The sequence below is a fragment of the Chryseobacterium sp. FR048 genome, from assembly GCF_056844665.1.
In genome coordinates this window covers 1-17,826 of the sequence record NZ_JBXDSE010000003.1, presented here as the reverse complement: position 1 = coordinate 17,826, position 17,826 = coordinate 1, and the positions used below count along the sequence as shown (strand labels likewise).

11 protein-coding genes are annotated in these 17,826 nt (G+C 37.3%); 4 read left to right on the top strand and 7 right to left on the bottom strand.

Annotated elements, in window-relative coordinates:
• The first annotated feature begins 102 nt into the window (after positions 1-102).
• Both AC106K_RS09350 and AC106K_RS09345 read left to right on the top strand, forming a co-directional pair.
• Complete coding sequence (locus tag AC106K_RS09350; protein ID WP_482444783.1) at positions 103-693, top strand: helix-turn-helix domain-containing protein; 591 nt, start codon at positions 103-105, stop codon at positions 691-693.
• A gap of 87 nt (positions 694-780) precedes the next feature.
• Positions 781-2,268 (top strand): serine hydrolase domain-containing protein, encoded by a 1,488-nt coding sequence (locus AC106K_RS09345; RefSeq protein WP_482444781.1) that lies wholly within the window; start codon positions 781-783, stop codon positions 2,266-2,268.
• A 302-nt stretch (positions 2,269-2,570) separates the two neighbouring features.
• Here AC106K_RS09345 and AC106K_RS09340 read toward each other — a convergent pair whose 3' ends face one another.
• Both AC106K_RS09340 and AC106K_RS09335 read right to left on the bottom strand, forming a co-directional pair.
• The gene (locus AC106K_RS09340) at positions 2,571-3,116 is read right to left on the bottom strand and encodes a hypothetical protein (RefSeq protein WP_482444780.1); all 546 of its coding nucleotides are present in this window, start codon (positions 3,114-3,116) and stop codon (positions 2,571-2,573) included.
• A gap of 74 nt (positions 3,117-3,190) precedes the next feature.
• On the bottom strand, positions 3,191-3,931 hold the full coding sequence (locus AC106K_RS09335) for a hypothetical protein (RefSeq protein ID WP_482444778.1): 741 nt from the start codon (positions 3,929-3,931) through the stop codon (positions 3,191-3,193).
• A gap of 318 nt (positions 3,932-4,249) precedes the next feature.
• Between AC106K_RS09335 and AC106K_RS09330 the strand changes: the two genes are divergently transcribed.
• Together AC106K_RS09330 and AC106K_RS09325 are read left to right on the top strand one after the other, a co-directional pair.
• Positions 4,250-5,611 (top strand): toxin-antitoxin system YwqK family antitoxin, encoded by a 1,362-nt coding sequence (locus AC106K_RS09330; RefSeq protein ID WP_482444776.1) that lies wholly within the window; start codon positions 4,250-4,252, stop codon positions 5,609-5,611.
• A gap of 22 nt (positions 5,612-5,633) precedes the next feature.
• A complete protein-coding gene (locus AC106K_RS09325; protein ID WP_482444775.1) occupies positions 5,634-11,780 on the top strand; it encodes an alpha-2-macroglobulin family protein in 6,147 nt (2,048 codons plus the stop codon).
• 119 nt (positions 11,781-11,899) lie between these two features.
• Here AC106K_RS09325 and AC106K_RS09320 read toward each other — a convergent pair whose 3' ends face one another.
• From AC106K_RS09320 to AC106K_RS09300, 5 genes are all read right to left on the bottom strand, one after another.
• Positions 11,900-13,132, bottom strand: coding sequence for a hypothetical protein (locus AC106K_RS09320; RefSeq protein WP_482444773.1), 1,233 nt, complete (start codon positions 13,130-13,132; stop codon positions 11,900-11,902).
• Positions 13,132-14,061 carry a hypothetical protein gene (locus tag AC106K_RS09315; protein WP_482444771.1) on the bottom strand — a complete coding sequence of 310 codons (930 nt, stop codon included), beginning with the start codon at positions 14,059-14,061 and terminating at the stop codon, positions 13,132-13,134. The genes AC106K_RS09320 and AC106K_RS09315 overlap by 1 nt, the downstream gene beginning before the upstream one ends.
• A gap of 3 nt (positions 14,062-14,064) precedes the next feature.
• Complete coding sequence (locus tag AC106K_RS09310; RefSeq protein ID WP_047094649.1) at positions 14,065-15,093, bottom strand: hypothetical protein; 1,029 nt, start codon at positions 15,091-15,093, stop codon at positions 14,065-14,067.
• 186 nt (positions 15,094-15,279) lie between these two features.
• Positions 15,280-16,467 carry an FAD-dependent oxidoreductase gene (locus AC106K_RS09305; protein ID WP_482444769.1) on the bottom strand — a complete coding sequence of 396 codons (1,188 nt, stop codon included), beginning with the start codon at positions 16,465-16,467 and terminating at the stop codon, positions 15,280-15,282.
• 85 nt (positions 16,468-16,552) lie between these two features.
• A complete protein-coding gene (locus tag AC106K_RS09300; protein ID WP_482444767.1) occupies positions 16,553-17,401 on the bottom strand; it encodes a helix-turn-helix domain-containing protein in 849 nt (282 codons plus the stop codon).
• Between the last annotated feature and the right edge of the window lie 425 nt (positions 17,402-17,826).

Here is a 17,826-nt window from a genome sequence, read left to right as displayed (position 1 = left end):
AATACTGTACAATACCTTAGAAGCACTGATCAACAGATTCTGATTCAAATGTTGAAAAATCTGTAAATTAGCCCCGGAAATTATCTTACATCTATTGGAACCATGTCTAAGCTAAAAGCCTTAAGAGAACAGAAAAACCTGACCCAGGAAGAATTATCAGAAAAGTCAAAAATTTCTGTCAGAACGATTCAACGAATTGAAGCTGGCACAGAACCCAAAGGACATACCTTAAGAGCATTGGCCTGGACATTGGGAATAGAAGAAAGCTTATTACAGGATACTGTCGTAATTCCTGAGACAAATGATGAGATAATAGTGGAGACAGATGCTGAGATAAAAGTAGAACAGCAATTACAACCCGAGATCAATTATTCTTTAGTCAAAATCATTAATCTTTCCTCCCTGTTATTGACCTTATTGCCACCATTGAATATTCTTGTTCCTCTTATTCTGATGTTTGCCATGAAGCAGAAAAATAGTCTGGTGAAACAAATTATTTCAGTTCAGATGCTATGGACTGTGATGGCTCCTATTGTATTCATTTTAGGGATCTTTTTAAAGCTCGGAAGACCATTTACTTTAGTTCTTATGATTGTAATTGTACTCTCTAATATTTTTATTATCCTTCGCAATGCTGCAGAGATTGATCGAAAGAAGAAATTGTATTTTCGATTGAATTTCAATATGATATAAGACCTGTCAGGACTTTGTCGGGTTTTTGTCGGGTTCATTTTTCGTTCAGAAACAGATGAAAATATAACCTTTGTCAAAAATTTAATCATGACAAGGACCACTTTATTTGCGTTTCTTTTTTTTACCTTTCTTTTTAATCATATTCAGGCACAATTACCCAAAACAGATCCGCTTTACCGAACAATCATGTCAAAAGACAGCCTGTTTTTTTCAGTAGCCTACAATACCTGTGATATTCCGAAGATGGAAAGTTTTCTGAGTGAAAGATTTGAATTCTATCACGATAAAGGAGGCTTTGCAGAAAAAGATAAATTTATATCCGATTTTAAAAATGGCCTATGCAAATCTCCGGAAACATATCAACTAAAAAGAGTCCTGATTGAGAAAAGCACTCAGGTTTATCCCATGTATAAAGAGGGTAAAATATATGCTGCCATCCAGAATGGAGACCATATGTTTTATGAAAAAGAAAAAGATCATGCCGAAAAGCTGGTAGGAGAAGCCAGTTTTACCCATTTGTGGATACTGGAAAACAATGAATGGAAGCTGAAAAATTCCTTAAGTTTTAATCATCATCCAAAGCAAACCACAGATAATGAAACGATGTTTGATAATGACCAGTCAATGGAAAGCTGGCTTAAAGAAAACAATATTCCTGTGCTTGGATTAGGCATCATCAATGGCGGAAAATTACAGGAAGTAAAAGTGTTGGGAGAGGTTACAAAAGGAGTTTCAGCTCCCCGTAATACCCTTTTTAATGTAGCCTCTCTTACCAAGCCTGTTACTGCAATGGTAGCCCTGCGTTTGATCAGTTTGGGAAAGTGGAAGCTGGATGAACCTTTAGATGCTTACTGGACAGATCCTGACATCATCAACGATCCAAGACATAAAAAGCTTACAACCAGAATCGTTCTGAGCCACCAGACCGGTTTCCCAAACTGGAGATGGATGAATGAAGATAAAAAACTGAATTTTCAGTTTGAACCCGGAACAAAATATCAATACTCAGGAGAAGGCTTTGAATACCTGCGAAAAGCCCTCGAAAAGAAATTTGGAAAACCATTGGAAGAACTTGCAAAGGAACTGATTTTTAAACCTCTTAAAATGAAGGATACCAACTATATTTGGGATCAGAATACCGATGAATCCAGATTTGCCATAGGATACAACGAGAAAAGAGAATCTTACCCGATTGAAAAAAACAAAACAGCCAATGCCGCTGATGATCTGCATACCACGATACAAGATTACAGCAATTTTATGGTCGGTGTAATGAAAGGAAACCTTCTGAAACCGGAAGTATTTCAGGAAATGATTAAAAAGCAGGTGAAAACCAAAGAAAATAAATATTTCGGACTAGGTCTTGAAATCTATGATCTGGGGAATGGTGAATATGCATTATCTCATGGCGGGGCCGATCAGGGTACAAGATGTATTGCTTTGGTGCTACCAAAATCAGGGAAAGGAATTATCATCTTCACCAATATAGACGATGGTTATAAAGTCTATGAAAAGCTGGTGGTTTATTATCTGGGGAAAGAAGGGCAGAGAATTGCAGATATAGAAAGTAAATGATCTTTCTTTCCTCAGATCCAGAATATTACGTAGATTCTTTAGATCTGCTTAATCAGCAAAATCAGCGAGAGATAAATTTAAAACACAAAGTTTTTATTTCTAAATGTTGCATTTCAAGGAAATAAATAAGTTGCTTCATGAAGCTGTAAAGTTATACATCCGCTTCATCAGAATCAATGAAATTGATTCATCCTTAGCTCCCTTAAAAATATAAAGATTTGTCTATAAAACTTTGCGTTTTAAAAGTACAATCCTTAAAATAAAAAGCCTGTCTTCAAAAGTTAAAGACAGGCTTTTTTATTCTATTTTACCTTTTCCAAAAGATACAGTTTAGCTCCGGAAAATGCCAGTTTAGGCATCAGATTACCTTCCAGAATCATCGTTTTATTGTTCACATCAATCACCGAAATATAATTATCGGAATTGTATTCTATATAGTTCTCCTTTTCTTTGGTCGCAGGATTTTTTCCGAACTCCATCTTGTATTTTACCCAGTCTTCCTTGTCGGAGCTGCAGTGTACCGGCTTGAATTTAGACTTTTTAGCTTTAAAAATAATCTGATCAAAGCTGTCAGTACAATCCGAAGTAAATGAGCCATCCGGATTCTGATCCCTTGAAAAATCTTCGAAAGATCCTTTGTAAACGCCTACTACTTTCCAGGTTCCATCCACACGGTCTTCATCTATTTTTCCTTTCGCTTTGCTTACCGCCCAGCTGATCCCGTTTACGGTACCTTTTACGGCTTTATAGCTTAAGCTTACGGCTCCAGAAACTACTTTTGTAGCCGTTCTTACCACACAGGAATTTAATACCAGAACAGCCGAAGCCAGAAGTATCATTTTTTTCATACTTGTCAAATTTGATACGAAGATAATATTTTAACTTTTAATGAAAGAAATGCTTGAATTTGAGGGTTCATGAATTATTGTACCCAGTTTCGTACTGTTTCAAAGAAGAAATCATACAGTTTTTTGTCGATGTTATTCTGATCGTGGATCTCCATATTATATTCTTTAAATGTCATATAAAAGGCAATACTATATTTTTCGGAGGTGTTTTTTGCCTGAAAAAGCCTGCTTTGAGATACCGTTTCCAGGTATTGCTGAAATTGTTCCTGAGTCAGCTTTTTATGTTTGTTAATATGGATGGGATTTTTGTTTTTGTCCTGTGAACGTCGGATGTAATGAACAGAACCATCATTTTTTATACTGATACTTTCCTGATCCCAGTCCGTATGACTATAGCGCTGAAGGTATAGGGAGTCTGCTTTTTTAAAATCAATTTTATAGAATTTTTGAGGCTCATTGTCTTCTTTTGTAATAAACTTTACCGGATCATCGGAAGCTATTACCTTATATTTTACCGTTGAATAATCATAATGCTTATTGATAGAATCAGGCTTAAAAGAGATGATATTCTGTTTCAGATCATAATTTCCTGATGTCAATTCCTTGGTGAGGTAATCCCCTTGATCATCCTGATGATAGGCATTAAAAGTATCATCATTGTTGAGCTGCAATACTTCAGTCGCTGTGCAGCAACCATTATACATAGGAAGCATGACAGACTGTGAAATATAAGTTCCGGAAATAGGATTGCTTCTATTACAGCTGTTTAAGATGGCAGCTGATAGTAAAATAATAGTTGTTATGAGTTTCATCATCTTAATATCCTTTTTGGGTTAAAAGACTGTCTGTATTCATCTTGTTTGGGATAAGTTGATACCAAATATCAGATGGAGTCAGAGTTTGCGCCGATGACAGAAAAATACCCGGAAATAGGGCTGTTAAGAATAATATTTTGTATCTCATTTGTTTTTTAATATTCGGGATTGTTTTTGTCACTTCTTAAAAATACACATTATTGAGTAGATTTTGTTTATCCTATTTTTCGTATTTTTTCAAAAAATATTAGGAGTACTATTCTTAAGTGTTTTTGACGAACATTGAATAGGATAGAATGATATAAAAAACTAAAGCCGATGAAAAACTTTTCATTATTCTGTTATCCGGACTTCCGGGTTGTCCTTTTCTGCATATTCTTTTTCTCTGTTCACTCCTTTGCCCAGCAAAAGCCTTTATACTTTGATAAAGGTTGGAAAGAAAGCGGAAAATCTGATGCTGTATATTTCCGACCGCTTCCTCTGGCTAAACTTGGAAATCTGGAGCTGCTCAGGGATTATTATATGAAAGATAAAACACTTCAGATGCAGGGATATATTGCAGATGGAGATCATAAAAGCTATGTAGGCGATGTTTTCTGGTTCAGTCCGGAAGGTGAAAATAGTTCCGGCTATTCTTTTATTAATAAAACCCGGGAGAAAAAGCTTACCTATTACTTTGATGATGGTAAAATCTGGAAAACGGTAGAATACGGAGACAGTCTGAAAGCCGGGAAAACCATAGAGTACAAACCAGACGGAACCATTTTGGGGGAAGCAGTTTATAAAGATGGCTTTCTTGAATCCGGAACAGTGGGATTTACTGATTTCAATGAATACCGCAGATACAATAAAAAAGGAAACTATGATGAAGGAGTTTTTTTTCCGAAGAAAATTGAACAAAGAATGCTGAAGTATAAAAAGGTTTATTACTGGAAGAAAAGCCTGAAAACAGCGGTAGAATATGTATATCAAAACAATGATGTTATTCAGGAAAGTAATTTTGATGAAAATGGAAATCTGATTCAGCAGTTGGATAGTACATCTTATTTTTATCCTGAAAAAGAATTTAAAAATGGTAAAAAAATATATTATAGGCCCCATAAAAGTGCTATTGTAGAACCTCCTTCCTATATCGATTACAGGAGCTATCCTTTTTCTGAGGTCAGTATGGAGACGGTCAGTTATATTATTCTTTATCGGGGAACCGTGCATTTTTTAGAAAAACATCCCATTGAGGCAAAGTACAGGGAAATACAATATCGGTTCTTTAAAGATAAAAACGAAAAGCTGATGCGTCTGGAAAGGAATTATCGTTTCGCAGAAGTATGGAAACCTTTAGAAAAATATCGTGATTCAGAAACCATCCTGATCCCAATATCAGATATTGATGCCCTGTCTAAAGAACAGATTTTTCAAAAGTTTTCTAAAAAGAAATGGACAAATGTCTACCTGAAAAACAAAACCATTTCAGAGCAGCTTTATCTTTCTTCTCCTGACTTTATGGGGAAAAAGACACAGTATCTTTCTTCCGGAAAAATATCGACGGATGAACAGGAGTCTGCAATGATTTACATTAGCCCGGTTCCCGGGAAATATATCATTCTCCGGGAAAAAGGAGGGTATCTCATTCCAAAAAGTTCAGGGGATGTGATCGAAATCCCCAATTATGTTCAGGAGTAATTTTCCAATTTAAAATTTAACTATGAAATTCTCATTCAAAATATTTTCTGCATTATTTCTGCTGATTTCTGTAGGTCTGCTGGCTCAGATTCCTGTCCGGAAAAGCATCGAACCTTTGAAAAAAAACATCAGGAAAAAGCTTCCGCCATCCCCCAAAATGACTTCCAGAGATTCTATTCAGGACGAAGTCTATGATGTTGTAAGCGATTATTATGATTGGGATGAAGACAATACCAATCCAAAATATGATATAATTCTGACACTCCGGAAAAAGATAAAAGACTCAAAAGGTTTGCGTAAAACATTGTATCAATACCACCTTGCAGGTGTATATGCTTCTTATACCAAAGAATATAGCAGAAGAATCAGAAAAAAAGAGATTACCTCTCTAAAAGAGCTCCCTGAAGACTATAAAACCTGGGCGGTTAATGACTTTTACAGAGAAGCGGATGATCTTTATAATCAGGTACTTTCTGATCATGAAACCCTGAAGAATGAGAAAACGGAATACTGGGGAAAGCTGGTACATGATGTAGATTCTAAAGACTATAAACCGACTTTGTATGATCTGGTCGCCACATCCTATTTACAGTTTTTAGATGAGCTGCCATTTGATGAGGATAATGCTGTAAAGCAAAAAATAACGCGTATCAAAAACGAGCTGATACAGTTTCATGCTAAGGATGCTGATAAAACAGCTTTTATTTATCTCAAAAGTACCCTGATTGAGGGCAGTGTAAAAAAACAATCAGAAGAACTGGAAGCATTGGTAGGCACCTTTCCAAAAGAACCTTTTTCTGCCTATCTGCTGTTTCAGGCGGCGGATCTTATCAGGCAGGACAGATCGGAGGTCTCCTTCACCAAGGCTCATCAGCTTTGTGAAAAAGCAGTTGGCCATATTCCTGCTTCAGATTGGACGAATCATTGCAAAAAGCTGCTGAATGAGCTTGATGTGAAAATATTGTTTGCCAGAATTCCCGAAAGAAATCTTCCGGGTGAGTATATTCCTATGAAAGTAATTCATAAAAATATTGATGAAATCAGAGTGGAGCTGAGCAAAGAATCAGGCAAAATAGATTTTGATAAAGGGGTGCCACAGCGTAATTTTTATCTCAATGAAAAAGTACTGGAAAGTCATAATGATGAACTGGATGATCAGAATTTCAGAACCGAAATATTTTCTATGAAAAAATTCAGTGATTTCAGAAAACGTCAGACGACATTGGCTATTCCGCCATTAGAAGAAGGACTGTACACCGTGAAAGTTACTTCCGGTCATCATACGATTGACGATGAATTTGTAGTTTCGGATCTGTTTTATGTAAAGAGATTTGAAGATGATACCAAAGTGACTTTTCAGGCTTTGAATTCCAAAACAGGGAAAAGTATTGCCTATGCAGAGTATGTGATGTACCAGAATTTTGATGATTATAAAAATAAACCTGTTTCAGTAATTAGGGATAAAGTCATCACGACCGGAAAAGGAACCACAGACAGATCAGGGATGTTCTCTTTGCCAAAGTCTGAAGATCGGAGCTATAAAAACAGTATCATTTATTTTCCCCATCTGAAAAAATACCTGGCAATTGATGATGGGTATGATCAGATCAATGATGATAAGGAAAAAGATGAAAAAGAAGAAGACTTAGTCAGTAAGAGATGTATCGTATTTACAGACCGGGCCATCTATCGTCCGGGGCAAAAAGTTTTTTATAAAGGAATTCTGACACAGGAATATTATGAGAAAACGAAGATCCTTCCGAAACAAAAAGTGATCGTAAAACTACTGAATACGAATGATGAAGAAGTATCTAAAGTCGAATTGGTAACCAATGAATTCGGGAGTGTTACAGGAACATTTATCCTTCCTTCTGATGGAGCTACCGGCAGTTATTCTATTGATATGACCGCTGATTTAGGAGCGATTTCCGGGAAAAAAGAACATGAAAAGGTAAGAGGAACCGGTAATATAAGGGTTGAAGAGTATAAAAGACCGAAATTCCGTGTGATTATGGATCCTGTGAAAGTGGCTTACAGGCTTGGTGACAATGTAAAGTTGACCGGGAAGGCTGAAGCGTTTTCCGGGGCCAATATTTCCGGGGCATCGGTAAAGTATGAAGTGAAAAGGAAAAAGCTTTACTTCTGGAGGTATTACGATGATGAAGATGATTATAGTTTTGATAAAAATGATGAAGCCCTTGTGGCAGAGGGGAAAATGACCACAGATGATAACGGAAATTTCAGTATTTCATTCAATGCAGATGCTGATCCTAAAAACCGGAAAAAACGCAGAAGCTATCAGTATGTAGTCACAGCTTATGTGACGGATATTAACGGAGAATCTCAAAATAATCAGTCGGTCATCAATATTGGCGATCTGAAAGCCAATATCAGTATTGAAAGTCCCAAAACTATTCTTCAGAAAGAATGGAGCTCTCTGCAAGTATCCGTGAGTAACCTTAACAATCAAAAAATTGAGGCAAAAGTGAGTCTTACCGTCAGCAGGTTGAAAGGAGAAAATAAAATTCTGGTGCCTAAACTGATTGATAAAGCAATGTATGGAAGAACAAACAGACCGGATAATATTGATAGGATCTTAAACTATCAGTATTATGACCGGGAAGTTTTTGATGCTTATTTCCCATATATCAGCTATGATCTGAAAAATAATCCTGAGCATTTTGAAAAAGAAGAAATCGTTTTTACAGGAAGATTTGATACCAAAGCCACTGAAAATATTGTACTTCATCAAAATCCAAAACCCGGAAAATATCTTATAGAAGCAGAATCTGTTATAGATCATGATACCGTGAAGACCTTTAAAGTAATTGAAGTTCTGGATAATCTCAGTTTAAGAAATGGGGAACCGGTTTACTTCAGGGTAAAAGCAGATAAAAAATCCTACAGGGTAGGAGAGAAAGCAACGGTGACCTTTTACTCGGATTTTGCAGAAGGATATGTAAATTACCGTCTCGTTCGCAATAAAAGAGAAGAAGAATATCAGCAGATTGCCATGAAAAACGGAAAGGCTGAGGTTGCTTTTACCATTACCGATACCGATCTGAAGAAAAAGATCTTCCTTGATTATGATTTTATTCATGAGAACGATTATGAAAGCCGATTGATGGAGTTTACCATCAATGAAAAAACAGACCGTAATCTTGATATTAGCACTCAGGTTTTCCGGGACAAAATTCAGCCGGGAGCTCCCGAAAAATGGATTCTTACCATCAAAGGAAAAGATAAAGAGAAAATCAATGCAGAAGTTCTGGCTTCCATGTATGATGCATCACTGGATCAGTTTGTTAAAAATAAGTATAATTTCAGCCATTATGTTCCCTATGATTATAATCGGTACTATGCTTATGATCATTATGAGCATCCAACGTATGATTTTTTAAGAAAACTGACCTATTTTACAAATTTGGAACTTGATAAGATGCAGGAAAGCTATCCTCTGGGATATGGGGATGAACTGAACTTTCCGGTTCCAAAGGTGCCTGTTTTTGAGTATGCAGGTATCAAAAGCAGGAGAGAGTCATCTGCTGGTGACGGATATTATAGTTCCAGTAAGAAGGACACTGTAAAAACAGCTATGATTGAAGAGGTCGTTGTGACAGGGGCATTGGGTATAAAAAAGAAAAAAGAAGAAATGCTTCCTGTCTATGTTGTAGATGGGAAACTGACCGATAAAAGTATTTCAGAGAATGAAATTGCAGAGATCAAGAAAATGGACCCGGAGGAGGCTGTCGCTTTATACGGAGAAAAAGCTTCAGGAGGTGCATGGGTGATTACCTCCAAAAAAGCAATGCGTGAAGACCTGCTCAAAAATGTAAAAGCAAGAACGAATCTGGATGAAACCGCATTTTTCTTTCCGAATCTGTATACGGATGCAGACGGCAATATCAAACTGGAATTTACTTCACCGGAAGCACTTACCCAATGGAAACTGATGCTGTTTGCCCACACCAAAGATCTGAAAACAGGCTCTGCAGAATTTTTTACCAGAACCCAGAAAGAGCTGATGGTCACCCCCAATCCGCCAAGATTTCTGAGACAAGGAGATAAGATCCGGCTGTCGGCCAAAATTGATAACCTGTCAGATAAAGATCTGTCAGGAGATATAATGTTGTATCTTTTCAATCCGGAAACTTCAAAACCTTTGGATTCCGCATTTATGAATGTCAATACTCTGAAGAAAATCAATATTCCTTCGAGGGGTGCAACAGAAGCCAGCTGGGATCTTAAAATACCTTATGCCCTGGATCAGGTTTCGTATAAGATTCTGGCCAAAACCGTGAACTTTTCCGATGGTGAGGAAAATATTCTTCCTGTTCTTTCAGACCGGATATTGGTGACAGATACCACCCCGATATTCATTAAAGAAGGGCAGACCAAAACCTATACCATGAGCAGTCTGCTGAATAATACTTCCTTTTCTGCAGCCGGTTTCAACCTGAGTGTAGAGCTTACAACCAATCCGATATGGTTTGCAGTGATGTCTGTTCCGTATCTGAGAACGTATCCTTACGAATGTTCTGAGCAGCTTTTCAGCAGGCTGTACGGGAATATGCTCTCAACCTATATTATGAATTCCTCACCGAAGATCAAAACCATTTTTGATGAATGGAATGCTAAAGAAACGGCTTCAAATCCTTTAGAAACCAATGAAAAATTGAAATCGATCCTTATTGAAGAAACACCTTGGCTGAGCAATATTAAAGATCAGAAGGAACAAATGAAACAGCTTGCTCTTTTCTTTAATCTGAATAAAATGCAGCGCGATCTTAAAAAGGCACAGCGTGATCTGATCGACAGACAGAATCGAGATGGTAGCTTCTCATGGTTTCCGGGTGGGAATAAGGATAAAACGATTTCAGGACATATTCTCGGAGGATTTGGTAAATTAAATAAAATTCTGAAAGAAAAGGCAGATGATTATTTTACCAATGAAATGAACAATGTCATCAGAAATACGATCGATTATCTTGACACAGAATATTCCTCTCAATTAGCAGAAAGCCAAAAAAAGAAAACTTTACCGGATGTAAGTGATTATTCATCCTACTTTTATTACAGAAGTTACTGGACTCATAAAAAAGAAATCCCTGCCGAACTGAAAAAAGTACTGAATGCACTGGTTAATACCTATGTAAAGGACTTTGATACCTACAATAGGTATTACCAGGCCATGATCACAACTTTCCTGAAACGTTACGGATATACGGATCTGGCCAAAAAATGTGTGGCCTCTCTGAAAAAATCGGCCGAAATATCAGAAGAAGGAGAAATGCACTGGAAAAATAATACCTCCGGATGGTATTGGTATCAGGCTCCTGTAGAAACACAGGCAATGCTTATCGAAGCCTTTGCAGAGGTCACTCCTGAAGACGAAAAGAGTATAGAAGATATGAAAGTATGGCTTCTGAAAAACAAACAAACCGAAAGCTGGGGCACTACAAGGTCTACAACAGAAGCAGTTTATGCCTTATTAAATTACGGTAAATCCTGGCTGGACACAGAAAAAGGAATCACAATGAAGCTTGGAAATGAGACCATTTATTCTGAAAAAGAAACTTCAAAAGCTTCAAATACAGGATTCTTCAAAAAATCTTACTATTGGAAAGACATCACTCCTGAAAAAGGAAAGCTGGAAATTCAAAAAAACAGCCCCGGAGTAGCATGGGGCGGAATGTATCATCTGTATTATGAAAATATGGATAAAGTGATCGCGCACAATTCTTCCAATGTTTCTATTGAAAAGAAGCTTTTCCTGAAAACGATTGAAGGGAAAGAGACTAAACTTCAGGAGATCACTTCAGAAAACCCGATTAAGCTTGGAGATCTGGTGACGGTAAGACTTGTTATCCGTACCAATCAGAGTATGGAATACATCCATTTGAAAGACATGAGAGCAAGTGGTTTTGAACCTGTGAATGTTCTTTCTTCCTATAAATGGCAGAATGGCGCAGGCTATTATGAAAGTACCAAAGATGCAGCTACCCATTTCTTTTTCAGTTACCTGCCACAGGGAACCTATGTTTTTGAATACGAACTGAAAGCCAATAACACTGGAGACTTTTCCAACGGAATCACATCTTTCCAGAATATGTATGCTCCCGCTATGAGTGCCCATACTGAAGGAACAAGGGTGAAGATTGTAAAGTAAATGAATGATTTGGAGGTGGGAAGAAGGACATTATTTTAAATTAAATAATCTACGATCATAAGATTCGGGCGTTTTCGAAGAAAACGCCCGAATTATTTTCTATCTCAATTTAGATGAGTCTATTGCGAGAATATTTTCAGATAGCTTTCAGGCATCCACATGAAACATAAAACTAAAGTTCCTATCAGCAGAAGTGATAAAATCAGGATAGCGATTTTGAAACCGTCCGGTCTGAACTCTTTTTCCTGACCTCTGCCGGAACTGTGGAAACCGGCAAGGCTATTTCTATACGGTTGATTTTCAATACTTCTATGCGTTCTTGTGGTCGTAGAGGAAAGAGTAGAGAGAGGTTCTACATTTTTATGCTGATTGACGATATGGGTGAATGATTTTGTGTTTTCCTGATGCATTCTTTTGGCGGTTTCTACTTTTCCATCTGCTTTAAGGTGGCTGATCACTTCATCGATCTTTCCTGCATATTGAGTATATTCTTTATTAATGATTTCAATTCCGTTTTTAGACTCTTGTATTTTGATCTCATTTTCCTGATGACGTTGTTCATTTTGAGAAATCTGCCTGTTGAGGTGGTCAATGCGTACCGATTTCTCATCTTTTAAACTTTCTTTTTCTTTCTCCAGATCAGCAATGGTATTTCGAATATCCCGGAGCTTTTCCTCATGAAGGTTTTCAATTTCCTTTTTTAAACCATTGGTATCTACGATTTTAAAAATTCCCTTCTGCCTTACAAATTCTCCTATTTCATGACTTTGGGTAAAGTAGATAGTATCATACACATTGAGTAATTCAATAGCCTGATGAAAGAAATGCTGTAACTGTTCAGGATGAGTCTCACAATAGATCACCAGATAATTATTACTGCTCTGCGTAAAATTGAGTTCCCCAGCATCCTTTAGATTAAACCCTATTTTATCAAAATCTTTAGGTTTATGAATAGAAAACTGATCAGAATGATTGACTTTCAAGGTTCCTTCTGATACATTATTTTCTTCAAGACCGGCATGAAAGTCATTTAGGGTATTAATGATAAGACTCTCCGAAGCGATTTTATCTGCAAACAATAAACTTGAGCCTATGAATGTACCGCCTCTGTCAGACTTCTGCTCTTTCGCAAAGGTATAAACAGAGTAGGAGAGCAGGCCGCATCCACCGGCATACTCCTTTCGTATTGCATAGATACTGGTTTGAGGAAATAATTTGATGGCATCGGTTTTCAGATCAAATGTTCTGATCTCCTGGGCTATAGATTTACTGCCACCCAGAAAAAAAGACTGCCTGAAGCCGTTAGGGCTGCCGAATGTTCCGAATGCTGAGAAAAAATAGGTACTGTCCATTAATTTGTAAAACTAAATTTTATACGTTCCCAAAAAGTTCCTTCATAATCCAGATCATATCCGGTAATGCTTCTGTACAGCCATTTTGAAAGTACTTCTGCAGTAGAAAGATTCAACAGATCGATTCTTTCTGTACCGGTGGTGTTTTGGACACTCCCTACGGTGTAATAGGTTTTGCTGAGCCCGTAAGTATTGATCCGCTGTGAGGTCATTGGCAGATGTTCAGAGATAAAGCCATCAAGAGCTTCGGCACTTTCTACATCCATTCTTCCGGATTTATCCCATTTAGAGATCACCAGAATGGCATTGACGGATTTTAGATTCTTACCCTTTCTTTCCAGTTCATCCAGAAACTCATTGATCAGAGAATCTTCTCTATGGGCAGATTCATAGCTGGTTACAATAATAAAATTCAACGGAATATTTGCATTCAGGAAGGTTTCTATACTGCTGTGGTAGCTTCCGCCTTTTCTGATTTCGTTATGATTTTCTCCGGAAGTTTCCAGGAAGGTGAGATCTATCGGAACTACTTTTTTTGATTTGTTATTGGGCTCGAAAACAAGGTCCATACGGGTCACCTGATCCCTTGTGGTTCTGCTGGGCAGGATTCCCAATCTTATATTTTCAAAAAAATCTGAGAGAAGTACATTTGCTCCCTTTGAGTTGGGAGTACTTAATTTGGGCCTCAGGACTCCGGCATATGATCTCAGATAATAAAGCATAGAGGCAAGGATAACAGATTTCCCGGATTCTGCCGTTCCGAAGAAGAATACAAAGTTGCTTTCTTTATTTTTGATGTCGTTGGTGATGGTCTTTGCTATAGGAACGAAATCTTCCCGTACATCATTTTGATAATCAAAAGAAAGAGGCTTTAAGGTGGTTTCCTCGGTTTCAAACAGCAGAGGTTTTAAATGATCATTATTTTCCATGGCTTAATTATTAGGGATGATGGTTTTTCCGCTTCTTTTGTTATTAAAAACACTGCCTCCGTTATTGCTGTTGTACCCTCCGGGACTGGTGACCAGAAGAATGATAATAACGATCACAAAATCTAGTAGAATACAGCCTGCCAATACCACAAACTGATACATTCCGAAATTTTTAATGGCATGTTCGAAGGCAAAACCTATTTTTCCGACCTGCTGGGTTTTGGAAACCACAGGCTCAAAGTGTATTTTCTCATTTCCCAATACAGTCTGTGCTCTGCTTCCCAGTTTATTGTAATCTGCAAGAGACTCATCAATCAGTCCTTGTGACATTTCATCTTTTTCCTTTTTAGACAGCAGTAGCAGATCCTGAATATTCTTATTCCATTTTAAAGAAGCATTATTAATATCTGTTTTTAAAGCCCTTTCTTCCGGTGACAGATCGGAGATCATATTATCAATCTGACGGCCCATTCTTTCGGAAAGATCTTCGTAATCATTGCCTACAGGTGTAAGAAGGTCTATTTTCTGACCCGTTAGTTTTTCAATATCCCGGATCAATGATTGGGCACGGGTACCAATACCTTTATTGCCGGGATCTTTGATCTGTTCCATCAGTTGCTTTTTCTTGATTTCAATATTTTGAGTGGTGATCTTATTGTATTTGTAGCTTAATTTAGATTCCACATCGTTTTCAAGAGTGGTAAAGTTTTTATTTATATCCCGAAGTTCATCAGTGTATATATCCGTTTTCATAAACCTGGTGTACAAAGCATTAAAATTGGCAATGAAGCAAAAGGAGGCAATGAAAATATAAATCCCTACAAGGCTTCCGGTAGGTTTTCCTTCCAGTTTGGCATTCCTCAGCATCCAGCACAGAAATAAAAGGAGCAGAGATAAAACCAAAGCAATGACAAATGAGGCCGGGCCAAAGATCTGCTGCAAGCCTAGCCAGGTCTGGTAAAAACTTACGCTGATCAGTAGTAATGCAAGAATTCCCAAAAAGAGATCTGCAGGAGTCGTTTTTTTATTCATAATGTATCTGTTGTTTTTGAACGAGGTTATAAAAAATACTTTGTTTTATAATGTTCGAAACTACAAACAACAGCGTGAAGAAAATTACGGGAAACCATAAAACGTTATTTTCCCGGATAGCTTCAAAAGGCCAATGAAACACCTTTTCATTGACCTTTTTATTTTTTTTGAAAGAGAAATTATCTGCTATTGATCCTTTTCATGATTTCCATGAAGAATTTCCCCACCTTGCAGTGATAGCTCTACGGCCTGATTACTGTAAACCCTCATTTTCTGTTCATATTCTTTAACTGCTATTGAAATACTGTCTTTATTCACCATATTTTCAACTAAAACAGCAGCATCTATAAATGCTGTATTGGCACCTACACCTCCGGCCGGACTCATCGTATGTACAGCGTCACCCAAGGCTGTCACACTTCCTGATGGCCAGGGTTCTTTAGGTAAAGATGACCGTATCGGATTAACAGATAAGGATTTTTGATCTGCATATTTAAATAAAGCCTGCAGCTGAGGATGCCAGTCATCTGTACGCTGACAAATCATATGAGAAATCTCTTCCCCGGAATGATTATAAAAATCTGCCTGTGGAAGTCCAAAAGCTTCAGGATTTCCTATAAACGCCCAATAAAAATAATTGGAAACAGGACTTACCATATCCCATGACTTATCTTTCTTTGAAAAATCAAATACCATTGCATCTGTGATGAGCGAATACTGGTCTTCTATAATGACAGATGTTCCTTTTTGCAGTTCAGGGGAAATTGCTTCAAGAGCTTCAGGAGAATAGAAGGTTCTTCCATAAATCGTAATATTTCCGGTATTGATTTTCTGATCTTTACAATATTCAGATCCTATTTTAGAATGAACACCATCAGCAGCGATGACGAGATCAGCGGTATAAGTTGTACCATCAGAAAAAGTAAGTTCCACCTCACCATTGTCCAGTTCTTTCCAATCCTTAAGTTCCTTTCCGAAACTGATATTTTGTTCTAATCCTTGCAGTAAAATTTCACGGAGAGTTAATCGGTTAGGCTTCAGATCCGGAGTTTCTTTTATTCCGTCACTCCAGGACTCTACGAGATCATTGATTGAAGATTCCAGTTGGATGGTCAATACATTCATTCCGGATCGACTTGCGGCACAGGTAGCTATAAAAAGATCATACAAATCTTTGGGCAGACATTTTTCTAATGCTTTTCTGCCTGGTTCATTCACTCTGATTCTGTAACCCTGAGTACGGGTATTGATAGCAGTATCCTTTTCAAAGATCTTACAATCTATACCATTCTTTTTTAATCCCTGAGCAAGGCAAAGTCCGCCTAATCCTGCTCCTATAATAGCAATGCGCTTGTTAGTGTTTTTTTGTGCCATAATTTTAAACATCAATCTAGTTTATGTATTGGTGATGATTGATGGAGCAAAATTATAATAGGCAGATAGGAGAACCGATAGCTATTTAATGGTGATGATGAGACAAGTCTTGGTTTTCTGCCCGAAACTGTAAAGCAGTCATTCCTGTTCCTTTTTTAAAAAAACGTGAAAAGTAGATAGTATCTTCATAACCCAGCTCAAATGCGATCTGTTTCACATCCATGGTAGTATACACCAACAAACGCCTGGCTTCCCAAAGAATTTTTTGTTGTATCCAGAAACTGGCAGGATAACCTGTGACCTCTTTTACCGCTTCATTCAGATACAGCGGAGTGATTGTTAGGAATTGAGCGTATTGTTGTACCTGTTTGGTGTTTTTAAAATGTTCCGAAATCAGTTTCTTGAACTGTTTGGTAATAAAATATTTCTGACTGCTATTTTGGAACATGGATTCCTGAGTTTCTGAAATTCTGGAAATGATAATTCCAACAACAGCATCTGTCAATGACTGCTTTATGGATAGATGATGCAGCGTTGCATCTTTTTCTGTCTTTTCCAACAGGGGAGGGAGATCGAAAATTAAATCATTTTCTTCAATACAAACAGACTGACGAAGCCATTGATGCATATCCAGAATTTCCTGATACGGTTTTGAAATACTTCCTGCTTCTATAAATAAAAACCAACCTTCATTCTCCTTCTGATCAATATACTGGTGAATTTGCCCTGGTCCAACAAAGCATAGGGAAGGGCCTTCAAGCTTAATGGTATTAAAATCTACCTCCAACATAAACTCCCCTTTCCTCTGTATAATAAACATATAGTGATCATCCCGATGAATTTCTACCTGCTTCTCATGAAACACAGATAAAGGCATCAGTCTGACCGCTGAGTTTTCCAGTTGATTGTGATGGGAAGGAATAGTCTTTTTCATAAATCCTGATTGGAAATACGAAGATAAGTATAGTTAAGAAGAAACTTCATGATGGCTACACATATGCTTAGTAAGAATCAATGAAATTGATTCAAATCTTTGCTCCCTTAATATACTACGGAAAGAAAATAAACTCTTTGCGTTTATATAGCCCCCACTATTTAGCCACGAATGCACGAATGATTTTATTAGTGTATTCTAAGACATATGCAAATTATATCTTGTTAAATTTACAAAAGGTTCCTCTCTTTTTACCACGGCGAAGATTCTATATACTAGTTTACAGCATACCGCATCTGTAGCAATATTCAGCGGTATACAATTTTATCGAAGATAAAATCCTTGCGTCTTCCAACACTTTGTATGTAAAAGAACTTGCGCCTTTGTGATTTCCAACCTTTCATACTTTCCGCACAGAACCCTGG